13 protein-coding genes are annotated in these 14126 nt (G+C 63.8%); 6 read left to right on the plus strand and 7 right to left on the minus strand.

Annotated elements, in window-relative coordinates:
* Window position 1: 1 nt before the first annotated feature.
* Genes ACFWYE_RS12395 through ACFWYE_RS12415 form a run of 5 tightly spaced genes read right to left on the minus strand, consistent with a single transcriptional unit; the run spans window position 2 to window position 4545 of the window.
* Complete coding sequence (locus ACFWYE_RS12395; protein WP_379111671.1) at window positions 2-958, minus strand: ABC transporter permease; 957 nt, start codon at window positions 956-958, stop codon at window positions 2-4.
* Window positions 955-1932, minus strand: a complete 978-nt coding sequence (locus tag ACFWYE_RS12400; RefSeq protein WP_379111672.1) for an ABC transporter permease — start codon at window positions 1930-1932, stop codon at window positions 955-957. The genes ACFWYE_RS12395 and ACFWYE_RS12400 overlap by 4 nt, the downstream gene beginning before the upstream one ends.
* A 13-nt stretch (window positions 1933-1945) precedes the next feature.
* Window positions 1946-2929 carry an autoinducer 2 ABC transporter substrate-binding protein gene (locus ACFWYE_RS12405; protein ID WP_379065591.1) on the minus strand — a complete coding sequence of 328 codons (984 nt, stop codon included), beginning with the start codon at window positions 2927-2929 and terminating at the stop codon, window positions 1946-1948.
* Window positions 2930-2958: 29 nt separating this feature from the next.
* Window positions 2959-3729: an ATP-binding cassette domain-containing protein gene (locus ACFWYE_RS12410; RefSeq protein ID WP_379111674.1), complete on the minus strand. Its 771-nt coding sequence runs from the start codon at window positions 3727-3729 to the stop codon at window positions 2959-2961.
* 36 nt (window positions 3730-3765) lie between these two features.
* Entirely contained in the window at window positions 3766-4545 is a 780-nt protein-coding gene (locus tag ACFWYE_RS12415) for a glutamine amidotransferase (protein WP_379111676.1), read from the minus strand.
* A 323-nt stretch (window positions 4546-4868) separates the two neighbouring features.
* Here ACFWYE_RS12415 and ACFWYE_RS12420 point away from each other — a divergent pair, with 323 nt between their 5' ends.
* Window positions 4869-5909 (plus strand): LacI family DNA-binding transcriptional regulator, encoded by a 1041-nt coding sequence (locus tag ACFWYE_RS12420; protein WP_379111678.1) that lies wholly within the window; start codon window positions 4869-4871, stop codon window positions 5907-5909.
* 19 nt (window positions 5910-5928) lie between these two features.
* Here the strand turns inward: ACFWYE_RS12420 and ACFWYE_RS12425 are convergent, their stop codons facing one another.
* Window positions 5929-6537, minus strand: a complete 609-nt coding sequence (locus tag ACFWYE_RS12425; protein ID WP_379111680.1) for a 3'-5' exonuclease — start codon at window positions 6535-6537, stop codon at window positions 5929-5931.
* A 119-nt stretch (window positions 6538-6656) separates the two neighbouring features.
* Here ACFWYE_RS12425 and ACFWYE_RS12430 point away from each other — a divergent pair, with 119 nt between their 5' ends.
* Entirely contained in the window at window positions 6657-7553 is an 897-nt protein-coding gene (locus ACFWYE_RS12430; RefSeq protein WP_379065602.1) for a LysR substrate-binding domain-containing protein, read from the plus strand.
* A gap of 31 nt (window positions 7554-7584) precedes the next feature.
* Here ACFWYE_RS12430 and ACFWYE_RS12435 read toward each other — a convergent pair whose 3' ends face one another.
* The gene (locus ACFWYE_RS12435) at window positions 7585-8448 is read right to left on the minus strand and encodes a LysR family transcriptional regulator (RefSeq protein ID WP_379111681.1); all 864 of its coding nucleotides are present in this window, start codon (window positions 8446-8448) and stop codon (window positions 7585-7587) included.
* 102 nt (window positions 8449-8550) lie between these two features.
* Here ACFWYE_RS12435 and ACFWYE_RS12440 point away from each other — a divergent pair, with 102 nt between their 5' ends.
* From ACFWYE_RS12440 to ACFWYE_RS12455, 4 genes are all read left to right on the plus strand, one after another.
* Complete coding sequence (locus ACFWYE_RS12440) at window positions 8551-9696, plus strand: TauD/TfdA family dioxygenase (protein WP_379111683.1); 1146 nt, start codon at window positions 8551-8553, stop codon at window positions 9694-9696.
* Entirely contained in the window at window positions 9693-10292 is a 600-nt protein-coding gene (locus ACFWYE_RS12445) for an HD domain-containing protein (RefSeq protein ID WP_379111685.1), read from the plus strand. Before ACFWYE_RS12440 ends, ACFWYE_RS12445 begins: the two co-directional genes overlap by 4 nt.
* A gap of 149 nt (window positions 10293-10441) precedes the next feature.
* Window positions 10442-12001: a trimethylamine methyltransferase family protein gene (locus ACFWYE_RS12450; RefSeq protein ID WP_379065609.1), complete on the plus strand. Its 1560-nt coding sequence runs from the start codon at window positions 10442-10444 to the stop codon at window positions 11999-12001.
* A gap of 64 nt (window positions 12002-12065) precedes the next feature.
* The gene (locus ACFWYE_RS12455) at window positions 12066-14117 is read left to right on the plus strand and encodes an FAD-dependent oxidoreductase (protein WP_379111686.1); all 2052 of its coding nucleotides are present in this window, start codon (window positions 12066-12068) and stop codon (window positions 14115-14117) included.
* The last annotated feature ends 9 nt before the right edge of the window (window positions 14118-14126 follow it).

Raw genomic sequence — 14126 nt, forward strand, 5'->3', positions numbered from 1 at the left:
ATCATCTCCAGCGTTGTGAAAGGCGGTCGGCGAGAAGCACGAAGATCAGCAGCGCGCCGACGATGCCGACCTGCCAGACCGTGTTGACGTTGAGTTGCAGCAGCCCGGTCTTGAGGGTGACCAGCAGGACGACCGCGGCGAGCACGCCACCGACGCCGCCGCGGCCGCCGAAGATGGCTATGCCGCCGAGCATGGCCGCGGTCAGCGATTCCAGCTCGAGGTTCTGGCCGATATTGGGCCGGCCACTGCCGAACCACGCCAGCGACACCAGTCCCGCCACGCCGGCTAGCATGCCGCTCAGCCCATAGAGGAGGAGACGCGTGCGATCGACCGGAATGCCGACCAGGCGCGCGGAGCGTTCGTTGAAGCCCATGGCATAGATCCAGCGGCCCCAGGCGGTGAAGACGAGCACGATGCCGGCCAGTACAAAGGCCGGCATCGCCGCCGAGACGAAAGGCAACGGAATGCCGCCTACGGTGCCGCGCCCCCACGGCAGCAGCCATTGCGGTACACCCGGCTGTGGTGCGCCACCGGTGAGCGCCAGCGCCAGACCGGAATAGGCAAAGAAGGTTCCGAGCGTCGCAATCAACGGCAGAATGGCAAGGCGGGTGACCAGCAGACCGTTGAAAAGGCCGAGTAGGAGCCCCGCGACGATACAGGCGAGTGGTAGGAACAAGGGCGGCATTCCTGCCTTGAGCGCAAGCATGGCGAGGATCGCCGAAAGAGAGACGGTGCCGCCGACGGAAAGATCGATGCCGGCTCCACCGGCAAGGATGACCAGCGCCTGGCCAAGGGCGGCGAGCGCCAGGATCGTCGAAAACTGGAGGACCGTGGTCACCGTGGCGGCACTCAGCGCCGTCGGCTTGAGCACGAACAGACCGCCAAGAACCACCACCCACAGGACGGCGAGGATGGCCAGCACCAGCGCCGGCCCGTGAAGACTGCGCAAGCGGTTCATCTGCTGGCCCATCCCGGTTTCGAGAAAGCCATGCGGCCGGCCAGGACCTCGAGGCTGAGCACGGCAATCAGCAGGCCGCCGGTGACGACCGTCTGCCAGAGCGACGGCACCCCAACCAGTAGAAGACCGTTCTGCAGGATGCGCAGCAAAAGCACCCCGAGCACGGTTCCGATCAGGGAGCAGCGCCCGCCGAGAATGCTCGTGCCGCCCAGCACCACCGCGGCGATCGCATCAAGAGCCAGCGTGCTGCCGGTGCTCATTTCGACGTTTCTATAGGTCGCGACGTAGAAGGTTGCCGCAAGTCCGGCCAGCATGCCGCTGATGACAAAGGCGGCAAAGCGTACCCTGGTCACGGAGATGCCGGCGAGCCGCGCCTTTTCCTCGGAGTTGCCGATGGCAAGCAGATGCAGACCGAAGGGTGTGCGCCGCAAGGCCAGCCATACGGCAAGATAGGCCAGCGCGATCATCCAGAAGGAGAGCGGCACGCCGCCAAGACCGGCGCCGAGCATCTCGGTGAGGCTTGTCGGCAGGCCGGAAAGCCATTGCCCGCCCAGCACCACGAAGATCGCCGTGCGGTAGATGCCGAGCAGGCCGAGCGTGCCGACAATTGCAGGGATGCGGCCGAGCACGACCACGGCTGCCGTCACAAGGCCGAGCAGAGCACCGGTCAGAGGTCCGATCACCGCGGCAAGAGCCGGATCGAGGCCGGCGCCGAGCGCACGGCCGACGGCGATGGCCGACAGCCCCATGACGACACCGATCGAAACGTCGATGCCGCCCATGGCAAGCAGCAGCGTCATGCCAAGGCCGATCAGCAGCAGCTCGACGCTGTTGCGCATGATGGTCGCGGCATTCTCCGGCGTGGCGAACACGGGTGAGGCGGACGCAAACGCGATGGTCAGGACCACGCACGCCGCGAGCAGGATAAGCTCGCGGCCTGTCAGCATGGACATGGCCTGGTTCAGGCGGCGCATGGGTTCTCCCGTGTCAGAAGTCGAACTTGTCGACATTCTCGGCCGTGAAGATCGCCGGCGGACCGAGCAGCAGGATGCCCTTCTCGGCATCATAGGTCACGGGTTCGGCAAAGCCCGGTACGGTGTTCGATGCCTCGAACTTCTTTCCGTCGATCAGCTGCTTGCCTGCCCACACGGTGAGATAGCCGAGCTGTGAGGGGTCCCACAGGACACTGAAGCCGAAGGCACCGCTCTTGATGTAGGAGCGTGCGGTGTTGGGGCTGCAATAGCCGGTGCCAACCACCTTGCCGATCTTGCCGGCGGTCTCGATCGCCTGCGCCACGCCAGGGCAGGTGCTGGAAGCCACCGCGATCAGGGCCTTAAGGTCGGGATTGGCGGCAATCAGGTCGCTCGAAATCTGTGCGGCGCGCTGGGCGGTGCCGCCGGCGAACTGCGGTTCGAGCAGGACGAGCTTGGGGTATTTCTCCGCGGCCCGCTTCTTCATGAAGCCGATCCAGGCGTTCAGGTTGGTGGCGGTCGCCTCCCCGGAAACGATGCCGACCTTGGCGTCTTCGCCGACCCGTTTGACCAGCTCATCGACGATGGCATAGCCGAGCCCTTCATCGGTCGCCTGCGCCACATAGACGGCGCGGCCGCTGTCTGGGGCATCGCTGTCGCTGGTGAACAGCTTGATGCCCTTTGTCTCGGCGGCCTGGACGACCGGTGCGATGCTGGATGCATCGAGCACGCTGACCGAGATGGCGTTGACACCCTGGTCGATCAGGTTCTGCACGATCTGCAACTGGTCGATCGGGTTCGCATCGACCGGGCCGGTATAGACGAAGTCGACGCCAAGATCGGCGCCAGCCTTCTTGCCGCCGGCTTCCATCGCGTTGAAATAGGGGATGCCAATGAGCTGCGGGACGAAAGCCACCTTGGGCTTGTCCTGCGCCATCGCTGAGGTGGCAATCGCAAGTATCGCCGAAGCTGCCAGGGCCCGCGCGAGATGTTTCAGCATGTTTGTTCCTCTCTGGGTTGGACGTGCTGTTATTGTGCTTTTTCGAGCGCCCGCACGTCGGGGTGAGCGCCTGTTATGAGAGCGACGATTTCCTCCGGTTCTGTCTCGGCACGCAGCCGTTCCGCGACCTTGCGTCCGCGCCGGAACACGACCATGCGGTCGGCGACCTCGAAGACGTCGGAAATGTTATGGCTGATCAACACGACCGCGCAGCCGCGCTCGGCGAGCTTGCGGATCAGAGCGAGCACCTTGCGGGTTTCGGCAACGGCGAGCGCGGCCGTGGGCTCATCCATGATGACCAGCTTCGCGTTCAGGTTGAGAGCGCGGCAAATGGCAACCGACTGACGCTGGCCACCGGAAAGACTGCCAACGGGCGCTTCCGGGTCGGAGATATGCGCGTCGAGTTCCTTCAGCAGCCCGGCGACCCGCTGCTTCATTTCCTTGCGCCGCAGGAAAGGAACGCCGAGCACCGAATGCCTCAGTTCGCGGCCGAGATAGACGTTCTCCGAGATCGACAGGTTTTCCGAGAGCGCCAGCTCCTGGAAAATCGTGGCGATGCCGGAGGCAGCCGCGTCCTTCGGGGAGGCGAAGGACACCGGCTGCCCCGCGACGAGGATCTGGCCTTCGCTTGGAGGGTGCGCTCCGGCCAGAACCTTTATGAAGGTGGATTTGCCGGCCCCATTGTCACCCAGCAGGGTGAGAACCTCTCCGGCGCGGATTTCGAGATCGACATTGGAAAGCGCGGTCAGGCCGCCGAACCGCTTGGCGATGCCTTTGGCAACCAGGAATGCTTCGGACATGTCTTTCTCCTCCCCAGCCACGTCCCGATTGCACTGTCAGAGCCGGGTCAGCCAGCCGAGCGCATTGCGCCATAAGGTGGTGTAACCCGGCCAGTTCGAAAAGGATGCCGGAAGCCAGTGCGGGCTGACGTCGGACATCCAGGCCAGTGTGCGGCCGTTTCCAAACGTCCCGGTGACCAGCAGCGGATGGCCGCCCTGGTCTTCGGGCAGGCTTGCCAGGACCTCGATGCCGGCTTCCGGCTTCAGACGCACCTCGTTGGCGCCGAGCAGCGGTGGCCATTCGCCGTCCAGGCCGTTCAAGATCGGATGGTTGCTTTTGGCGTCGACGACAGCGCTGAAACCTTCGGGTATCTCGAGGCGGTCATCGTAAGGCAGGCATTCCACCGGCAATACATCTTCGACTGGCGTACGGCGCCAGCGTGCGCGGCCGTCGATGCCCTGGAAGGAGAAATAGCCGCCGATCATCGCCAGGCCACCGCCTTGCGCCGTCCAATCCTTCAGCAGCTTGAGCCGGTTGGGTACCGTCTTGCCATGCAGCCAGACATCAGGGTGCAGCAGCAGGGACGAGGCACCGATGTCGGAAAGCAGGATTGCGTCATAGGCTCTCAAGCCGTCGAGGTCGAAAGGCAGCTTCTCGACAGCCTCGTGCGCCGGCATGTGGGTGAGGTCGAAGGCGCTGCCCTCAAGCGCCTTGATCAGGGGCTCGGCGCCGGAATGAAAGGTGACGCTGCCGAACTGATCGAAGCCCTTGAAATGGGTGGCCGAACTCAACCAGGTCTCGCCGACAAGCAGCACTTTCTTCTTGGTATTGGACAAGGCTTCGATCTCCCATCAACTCCATTCGCCCATTCGGCGGCGAAGTGGTGCGGTAGGCATGCTTTGATGAAATGCCTGAACCGTTTCAGGTTTATAGACTGCCGCAACAATCTCGGCTTTGCAACGGTTGAATTTCAGATTTTTCTTAGATTGACAAAACTCAATGAACCGGTTCAATAGCCCAGTAATGTGAAGGGCGGAAAGCGGATGGTCAACAAAGCAGCCGCATATCCACTCGCCCTTGGAAATCTCCTTCAAAAACGCGTAGTTGACGTAGCCGGCGCGTTCCTGCGCCGCGACATGGTTTGAGGCCCGCAGCAGGCATGAGTGGATCGAGATCTTCGGGCAACGGCCGGCCAACCATTCGCGATGTGGCCCGGGAGGCGGGTGTTTCGATCGGTACGGTCAGCGCCGTCATCAACGAGCGCGGTCAGGTCGCCGAGGAAACCCGGCGCCATGTGCAGCGCTTCATCGCCGAACTCGGCTTCGAACCGAACAACACCGCCCGCAGCCTGAAGAGCCGGCGCATCTCTTCGATCGGTTTTGTCGTGCCTGATCTGGACAACCCCTTCTTCGCCGCGGTGGCGGAGGGCGTGCAGCGCGGCATCGGTGACAACGATATCCTCCTGATGCTGTGCATCACCTGGTCACAGACCGAGCGCGAGGAGTATTTCGCACGTATCCTGCGCACGCAGCGGCTGGACGGTGTCATCTATCTCACCGGCACAGGGCTTCCGAGTTCTTCGCTGCTCGAACTGGCGCGCGCCGGATCGGTCGTCTTCGTCGACGAGGTGTTGCCTGGCATCGACGTGCCGTTCGTGTCGAGCAGCAACCTGGCCGGCGCTCGTGCTGTCGCCAGGCATGTCATCGACCAGGGACACCGGCGCATTGCGATCGTCGGCGGACCGCCCCGGCTCTGGACCAGCGAGCAGCGGCTGGCTGGCTTTCGCGAGTCGCTGGCGGCGGCGGCCATCGATACCGACGCGGCGCCCTATGTCGCCGGCGACTACAGCGAGCGCTCCGGCTATCTGGCCGCAGAGCGCTTCCTGGCGGGTCCGCGCAGGCATTGGCCCACTGCCATCCTGTGCGCTAACGACCTGATGGCCATCGGCGTGATGCGATATTGCCGCGAGCACGATATCGCTGTGCCGGCTGAGCTCAGCATCACCGGTTTCGACGACATAGCCGCCGCCGAACTGCTGCAGCCCGCCCTGACCACCGTGGCGCAGCCGGGGCTGGAGATGGGTCGCGCGGCGGCCGAGCTGCTGCTGCATCGGACCGGTGTCAGGCCGGAGCCACCGGCAACCACGCATTTCCAGACATCGGTCCGCATCCGCAATTCGGTGACCGGCGCCGCATCCTGACCGTTTCGGTCGGAGGCAGTCAGCCAAAAGCCGAGGGTTTCAATTTCCCGGCGAGCAGCAGGTGCTGCAGCGTATAGGCGACCGACAGGGCATCATCGAGCGCGTCGTGACCCTGCAGCGGCGGATGGTCGACGCGGTAATATTCCGCCAGCCTGTTGCTGGGGGTCCTGGCAAGATCTTCAATCGGCATGCCGGCCGCCAGCAACAGCTTTACCGCGTTGTCGAAGCGCGGAGCCGGGATTGTCGGCGTGATGCCCTCGACGTAGCAACTGATGGCGACCATGTTCAGTTCGTCCTTGCCCCAGGACCAGAGCTGTTCTCCTTCCGAAAACGCGTCGACGTCCTGCAGGGCCTGAGGGAGTGGAACGCCTCGCGCGGCGATCTCTTCCGGCGTTATTCCCGTCAGCCGGGTAAAGAACGGGTCGATGTCATATTGCCGGCCAAAGCGGTCCATCGGGCGAACGTAGGATCTGTGCGTGTCCAGGATCGGATACGGGCCTTCCAGGCCGAGTTTCACCGCTCCGATCTGGGCGATGACCGGGTCGGGGTCATGGGCGCCACACCAGAACCGGCGTTGCGAGCCCTCCGCGCACAGAAATTCGCAGTCAAAGACGATCGCGGTTTTCATGCCGATTTCCCTAGGCTAACACGCCTCTGCCGAATTTAGTGCCCCATCGTCGGTGTCAATGTCGAGATCGGGAGGGCAAGTCTTGCAGGATACGCTCCATCCGGGCCAAATATCCCGTCATGGTTCGCCGCTACTACAACCTTCCTTCGTTGATCGCGCTCGCTGCCTTCGAGGCGGCGGCGCGTCATCTCAGTCTCACGAAGGCGGCCGAGGAGCTCAACGTCACGGTCGGAGCCGTTTCGAAGCAGATCCGCATGCTGGAGGAGGAGCTTGGCAACCCGCTGTTCCTGCGCCGGCATCGGGCACTTGAGCTGACGCGCGAAGGCGAGACGATGGCGGCGGCCCTCAAGGAAGGGTTCGAGCGGATCTCGTCGACCTTTCGGCAGGTCAAGACGTCGGGCGGGCAGTCCAGCGTCACCATCGGCTGCACGATGGCGATGGCTCATCTGTGGCTGATGCCGCGCATGAGCGCCTTCTGGGGCAGTCACCAGGACATCGCCGTCGATCACGTCATCTCCGATCATCCGCGCGGCCTCGATCGTCCCGATATCGATCTCAGGCTGCGTTACGGCAACGGTGAGTGGCCGGACGAATTGTCGGCCAGGCTGTATGGCGACCGTATCTTCGCCGTCGCCAGTCCGGCGTTTGCGCGCGAGCATGCCGTCGAGACGCTGGACGACCTGGCCCAGCTGCAACTGCTTTCCGTCGAAGGCATGGACTGGAGCTGGACCACCTGGGCGGATTTCTTCCGCGAGCTCGGCTGCCCCAACCGGCGTCTCAATGTCAGGCGCTTCAACAGTCATGTCATCGCGCTGCAGGCGGCGCGCAGCGGACAGGGCGCAGTGCTGGGCTGGGCAAGCCTGGTCAGGCCGCTGATCGAAAGTGGCGACCTGGTGCAGCTCAGCGTTGCCGAAATCGCGGCGCCGCATTCCTACTTCGTCACCTGGAGCGCGCGTCGCCCGCTCAGCCGTCAGGCCGGCCTGCTGCGCGACTGGCTGCTGTCGCTAGACGATTGAGCCGCAGCTTCGGACGCAAGGCGTGCCGCTGTCAGGGGCGGGCAAGACAATCGACCAGGTCCCGTTGCTCCGCAAAGGCCGGGTGGCTGCGCGCCCAGCTTATCCAATAGCCGGCTTCCATGTGCAGCGTGCGATCCGTCAGGCGTTTCAGCCTGCCGGCGGCAATCGCGCCCGTACACAATGCGAGCGAGCCGAGCAAAACGCCGGCGCCGGCTTCCGCTGCCCTCAGGGATTGCGCGAAGGTGTCGAAGCGCAACAAGGGCGTCGGCCCGGGCGGTTCGGCCGCCGCGTTCGACCAATCGCGCCAACCGAGCCGTGGTCCGGACGTCGCGATACGCGGCTGGTCCTGCCAATTCGCGCCGGTTCCAAGCAGGGAGGGCGATGCCAGTGGCGTCAGCTCCTCGGTGAAAAGCTGGATCGCTTCGCGGCCCGGCCAATTGCCGGCGCCGAAGCGGATCTCGAAGTCGACCTCCAGGCGTTCATAATCCGGCAGGTTCTGGATCGTCTCGAACGAAAGCTGCACATGCGGCAGCCGGCTCGCGATGTCGCCGAGACGGGGAACGATCCAGAGTTCGATGACCGAACTCGAGGCCGCGATGCTGATCTTGCGCCGCGGCTGCTCGAAGAGGTTTGCCGCACTGTGCAGCAGTTCCGCCAACGCGGCCTGAACGTGGGGGAGCCAGGCCTCACCCTGGGTCGACAGGATGACGCCCCGTGCCTGCCGGCTGAACAGCTGCGCGCCGAGATGGAGTTCCAGGTTCTTGATGCGCTGGCTGACCGCGGCCTGGGTCAGGCCCAGTTCATTGGCGGCCGCCGTAAAACTGCCAAGCCGCGCCGATGCCTCGAAGACGCGAATCCATTCAAGCGGCGGCAGGTTCTGCACATTCTGAGGCATAACGAATTTTAGGTCTTGCTGTCAGGTAATGTTGTTTGTGCTTATGTGAGGCGCGGTGTCAAGTAGCGGCCATCCCCACCATTATCCGCTGAGGAGCGACCCATGGCAGGCAACACCCAATTCGAGATTCTGGACGGTGGCGAGGCTCTCGCGCTCGACCTTCCGGACAAAGGCAGGCGTCGTTTCCATGCCATCTGGCTGCGCGACAATGCCTGGGACGAAGCGACCCGCGCGCCGGGGAACGGTCAGCGATTGATAACACTCGGCGATATCCCCACCGATACGACGATCGCTTCGGCACACGCGGATGGAAAGCAGCTCCATGTGACGTTCCAGCCGGAGGGCAGGACCATCGCCTACGATCTCAAATGGCTTGCCGACCATAGCTATGACGATACGCCGAGCCGCCTCACGGGATGGACCGGACCGGAAATCGAGACCTGGGATGCGACGCTGGGTGCAGACATCCCGGTCGGCGATTTCGCAGCGGTGAGCCAGGATCGGCAAGCACTCGCCGTCTGGCTTGCCGGCGTGCGGCGCTTCGGGTTCGGCAAACTTGTCGGCGGTCCGGTCGAAAGCGGTGCGCTGTTCAAGGTCGCTTCGCTGTTCGGCTATGTTCGGGAGACGAATTACGGCCGCCATTTCGAAGTGCGGACAGAGGTGAACCCCTCCAACCTCGCCTATACCGGTCTTGGCCTTCAGGCACACACCGACAATCCCTATCGCGATCCGGTACCCACCTTGCAGATACTGTACTGCCTGGAAAACTCTGCCGAGGGCGGCGAGAACATGGTTGTCGACGGGTTCCGCGCCTGTGAGAGGCTGCGCGCGGAAAACCCGCGTGGTTTCGATCTTCTGGCGGGCCACTGCGCCCGCTTCGAATATGCCGGCAGCGTCGGCGTCTGCCTGCGCTCGCGCAGGCCGATGATCGAGCTTGCCCCGGATGGGGAACTGGTCGGCATCCGCTTCAACAACCGTTCGGCGGCAGCCATCACCGAGGTGCCATATGACGACATGGCAGACTATTACGCCGCCTATCGCCGGCTGGGAGAACTCATAGACGACACGTCGATGGAAGTGACCTTCAAGCTGTCGCCGGGCGAATCCTTCATTGTCGACAACACACGCGTGCTGCATGCCCGAAAGGGCTACTCTGGCGCCGGCTCGCGGTGGCTGCAGGGCTGCTACGCCGACAAGGACGGCCTGCTCTCCACGCTTGCGGCCATCGAGCGGCAGGAGGCGGCATGATGGCCAGGCCCGCTTCCGATACGTTGACGGCGGATACGATCGTGCCGTTCCTTGCCGATATCTTCGAGCGTCGCGGCGGGGAGGAATATCTCGGGGAGCCGGTGACGATGGCCGAACACATGCTGCAGGGTGCATATCTGGCCGAGCAGCAAGGCGAGCCGGAGATCATTGTCGTCGCTGCCCTGCTGCACGATATCGGCCATTTCACCAGCGAGTTCGGTACGTTCTCGATGGACGACACGCATGACAAACATCATGAGGAAGCGGGTGCCGAAGTGTTGCAGCGCTTCTTTCCCGATCTGGTGATCGACTGCGTTCGCTTCCATGTCGCTGCCAAGCGCTACATCTGCGCGACGGACCCTTCCTATTTCGGGCAGCTGTCGGCGGCTTCGATCCATTCCCTCAACCTGCAGGGTGGACCGATGAGCCCGGAGGAGATCGCCGTTTTCGAGACAAATCCCAATGTCCGCGACATCGTGCGGGTTCGCCATCTGGACGATGCCGGGAAGATCGCCGGCCTGACGACCCCCAGCTTCGCGCACTACGCACCGATGGTGCAGCGGGTGGTAGATGGGCACTGCAAGGCCGCTGCCTGATCATCGCGCGGCCTGAGATCAGACCATCGGGTCGCGCGGTTCATTGCTCTTGCCGGTCGCTTGAATTGAACTCAAGTGACCGGCGTTCCTTATTCGCTTGAACAAGCAGCTTGCAGTGCGTTCTCTTTCCGCAAGGGAGAACGTTGAACATGAGTGTTGCAGATCTAAGCCAGGTCACGGAAGCGCCGGCCCAGCATCGCCGCGGCGGTGGGCGCATCGGGCGCAAGGCGCTCAGAAGTGCAGCCGTGCCGGCCTTTCCCACGCTGGTACGCCAGATTCCGGCCTATGAGATCGTTCCCGACGAGGCAGTCGAGCTGATCCATCAGGAATCGCTGTCCATCCTCGAAGAGGTCGGTTGCGAATTCCGCGACGACGAGGCGATTGCGTTGTGGCGGCAGGCGGGAGCCGATGTTTCCGGCACGCGGGTTCGTTTCGACCGTGCTCTTCTGATGGAGCTGGTGTCGAAGGTCCCGGCCGAATTCACGCTCAATGCACGCAACCCTGAGCGCTCGGTGCGCGTCGGCGGCAAGAATTCGATCTTCGTGCCGATGTATGGCGCCCCTTATGTGCGCGATCTCGACAACAACCGGCGCTACGGCACGCTGGAGGACCTGCAGAACTTCCACAAGCTGGCCTACATGGCGCCAGCGCTGCATTCGTCGAGTTCGATCATCTGTGAGCCGATGGAAATCCCGGTGCCGAAGCGGCATCTGCACATCATCCATTCGGCCCTGAAGCACTCTGACAAGCCATTCATGGGTATCGTCACGTCAAGGGACCGTGCCGAAGACACGATGGCTATGGCCGGCATCGTCTTCGGCGAAGACTATGTCCGCGACAATCCCGTGCTGGTGTCGATCACCAACTGCAACTCGCCGCTGGTGTGGGATGCAACCATGCTCGACGCCATGAAGGTCTATGCTCGCAACAACCAGCCGCTGATCCTCGCCCCCTTCGCCCTTTGCGGCGCCTCGACGCCGGCCTCCTCGGTGGGCGCCGTCGCGCAGGTCAATGCCGAGGCGCTGGCGGGCGTTGCCTTCACGCAGCTGCTGCGTCCGGGCTCGCCGCAGATCTATGGGCAGTTCATGGTCGCCGTCGACATGAAGACGGGGGCACCCATGGGCGGTACGCCGGAAGCCGCGCAGATGATGTACCTCATGGGCGCGCTCGCCCGGAAATACCGGCTGCCCTGGCGCACGTCCGGTTTCCATGTCGGCTCCAAGCTGAACGACGCCCAGGCCGGGTACGAGGCGAACATGCTGATGCACGCCGCTATACTGGCCGGCGCCAACTATATCTGGCATTCCGCCGGCTGGCTGGAAGCGGGACTGACCTGCGGCTATTCGAAATTCGCCACCGACTGCGAGCAGCTTGTCGGCTGGTATAAATATGCCGGCGGGGTTCCGTTCGAGGATTTCAAGGACGCGATGGCCGCCGTGCGCGAGGTCGGGCCGGCTGGCCACTATCTCGGCACGCAGCACACGCTCGACCATTTCGAGAACGCCTTCTTCAGCCCCAGTATCATGGACTTCAATTCCTTCGAGCAATGGAAGGCGGAAGGGGCGAAGGATCACGACACGCGCGGCCGGGAGAAGGCACGCAACATGCTGGCCGATTACGAGGAACCGAAGCTCGACGAGGGCATCGCCGAGGCACTGGAGGATTTCATCGCGCGGCGCGAGGAAAGGCTGCCGGACACCGTCAATTGAAACAGATAGTCCCGGCGCCACAAATCGGCATGATCGGGCTTCCGTTCACATCCAGGCAGGCCTCATGACGTCCCTACCCAAAGATCCGCTCCTCCAGCCATACCGCCTGAAGCATCTGGTTCTAAAGAACCGGGTGATGTCGACGAGCCATGAGCCCGCCTATTCCGAAGACGGCATGCCGAAAGAGCGCTACCGGCTCTATCACGCCGAGAAAGCCAAGGGCGGCATGGCGCTGACGATGACCGCGGGCTCGGCCATCGTGTCGCGCGACAGCCCGGCCGCCTTCGGCAACCTGCACCTCTACGACGATGCCATCGTGCCCTGGCTGGCCGAACTTACCGACGCCTGCCACGAGCACGACTGCAAGGTGATGATCCAGATCACCCATCTCGGCCGCCGCACCGGCTGGAACAAGGCCGACTGGCTGCCGGTGCTGTCCGCATCGCCGGTGCGCGAGCCGGCCCACCGCGCCTTTCCAAAGACGGCGGAAGACTGGGACATCGAGCGCATCGTCAGGGATTATGCTTCTGCTGCCCAGCGCTGCCAGGCGGCAGGTCTCGACGGTATCGAGTTCGAGGCCTATGGCCATCTCATCGACGGTTTCTGGTCGCCGGCCACCAACCATCGCGACGACGACTTCGGCGGTTCGCTGGAGAACCGGCTGCGCTTCACCGACATGGTGCTTGATGCCGTGCGGGCAGCGGTGGGCAAGGATTTCGTCGTCGGCATCCGCATGGTGGCTGATGAGGATTTCGCCGCCGGCCTTTCGAAGGAGGAAGGCATCGAGATCGCGTGTCGGCTGGCGAACTCCGGCAAGGTCGACTTCCTCAACATCATCCGGGGATCGATCGAGAGCGACGCCGCGCTTTCCAAGGTCATCCCGGTGACAGGCATGCGCTCCTCGCCGCATCTCGACTTCGCCGGCGAGGTGCGGGCAGCGACGAAGTTCCCGACCTTTCATGCCGCGCGCATCCAGGATGTGGCGACCGCACGCCATGCCATAACCAGCGGCAAGCTCGATATGGTCGGCATGACCCGCGCCCACATCGCAGACCCGCACATCATGCGGAAGGTGATGGAGGGCCGCGAGCACGAGATCCGGCCCTGTGTCGGTGCCACCTATTGCCTGGACCGCATCTATGAGGGCGGCGAGGCGCTGTGCATCCACAACGCGGCGACGGGCCGGGAAGCGACGATCCCGCATGTCATCGCCAGGGCGGACGGAGCGCGGAAGCGCGTCGTCGTGGTCGGGGCCGGTCCGGCGGGGCTGGAGGCCGCCCGCGTGGCGGGCGAGCGCGGCCACACGGTGACGGTGCTGGAGGCTGCTTCGCAGGCGGGCGGGCAGATTCGGCTCGCCGCACTGAATCCACGCCGCAAGGAGCTGATCGGCATCGTCGACTGGCGGCTTGCCGAACTGGAACGGCTCGGCGTCGATATCCGCTACGATACATGGGCCGAAAGCCAGGACGTGCTGGACCTGGAGCCGGACGTCGTCGTCGTCGCCACCGGCGGCATTCCGCAGAACCCGCCACTGGGGGCAGGCGATGATCTGGTCACTTCGAGCTGGGACATCCTCTCGGGCGCGGTCAAGGCGGCCGAGAACGTGCTGCTCTATGACGACAATGGCGGTCATCAGGGCATGGGTGCCGCCGAACTCATCGCCAACCAGGGTGCCAGGCTTGAGCTGGTTTCACCCGAACGGTTCTTCGCGCCGGAAATGGGCGGGCTCAACCATGTGCCCTATATGGCCGCCTTCCACGCCAGGGGCGTGACCATCACAATCAACACCCGCCTGCGTTCGGTGAAGCGAGATGGCAACCAGCTGGTGGCGACGCTCGGCTCGGATTTTGCCGACGGATGGCAGGCGACAAGGCTGGTCGATCAGGTGGTCGTCGAGCACGGCACGGCGCCGCTCGACGAGCTCTATCTGGCGCTGAAGCCACTCTCCATCAACACAGGCGCGGTCGACTATGAGCGGCTGATCGAAGGCGGCGACATCTTTCCGCACCGCAATCCTGCCGGGTCCTTCACCCTCTATCGCATCGGCGATGCCGTCGCCTCCAGGAACATCCATGCCGCCGTCTATGACGGCATGCGTTTCACGCTGAGAGCGTGAACCGGCCCG

Origin of the sequence: Mesorhizobium sp. NPDC059025 (genome assembly GCF_042739655.1) — a bacterium.
Taxonomy (GTDB): domain Bacteria; phylum Pseudomonadota; class Alphaproteobacteria; order Rhizobiales; family Rhizobiaceae; genus Mesorhizobium.

Bases quoted from the DNA above. Each gene is read 5' to 3' on its own strand.
- ACFWYE_RS12445 (WP_379111685.1), top strand. From the start codon at position 9,693: ATGATGGCCAGGCCCGCTTCCGATACGTTGACGGCGGATACGATCGTG.
- ACFWYE_RS12405 (WP_379065591.1), bottom strand. From the start codon at position 2,929: ATGCTGAAACATCTCGCGCGGGCCCTGGCAGCTTCGGCGATACTTGCG.
- ACFWYE_RS12420 (WP_379111678.1), top strand. From the start codon at position 4,869: ATGAGTGGATCGAGATCTTCGGGCAACGGCCGGCCAACCATTCGCGAT.
- ACFWYE_RS12410 (WP_379111674.1), bottom strand. From the start codon at position 3,729: ATGTCCGAAGCATTCCTGGTTGCCAAAGGCATCGCCAAGCGGTTCGGC.
- ACFWYE_RS12450 (WP_379065609.1), top strand. From the start codon at position 10,442: ATGAGTGTTGCAGATCTAAGCCAGGTCACGGAAGCGCCGGCCCAGCAT.
- ACFWYE_RS12395 (WP_379111671.1), bottom strand. From the start codon at position 958: ATGAACCGCTTGCGCAGTCTTCACGGGCCGGCGCTGGTGCTGGCCATC.
- ACFWYE_RS12430 (WP_379065602.1), top strand. From the start codon at position 6,657: ATGGTTCGCCGCTACTACAACCTTCCTTCGTTGATCGCGCTCGCTGCC.
- ACFWYE_RS12440 (WP_379111683.1), top strand. From the start codon at position 8,551: ATGGCAGGCAACACCCAATTCGAGATTCTGGACGGTGGCGAGGCTCTC.
- ACFWYE_RS12425 (WP_379111680.1), bottom strand. From the start codon at position 6,537: ATGAAAACCGCGATCGTCTTTGACTGCGAATTTCTGTGCGCGGAGGGC.
- ACFWYE_RS12400 (WP_379111672.1), bottom strand. From the start codon at position 1,932: ATGCGCCGCCTGAACCAGGCCATGTCCATGCTGACAGGCCGCGAGCTT.
- ACFWYE_RS12435 (WP_379111681.1), bottom strand. From the start codon at position 8,448: ATGCCTCAGAATGTGCAGAACCTGCCGCCGCTTGAATGGATTCGCGTC.
- ACFWYE_RS12455 (WP_379111686.1), top strand. From the start codon at position 12,066: ATGACGTCCCTACCCAAAGATCCGCTCCTCCAGCCATACCGCCTGAAG.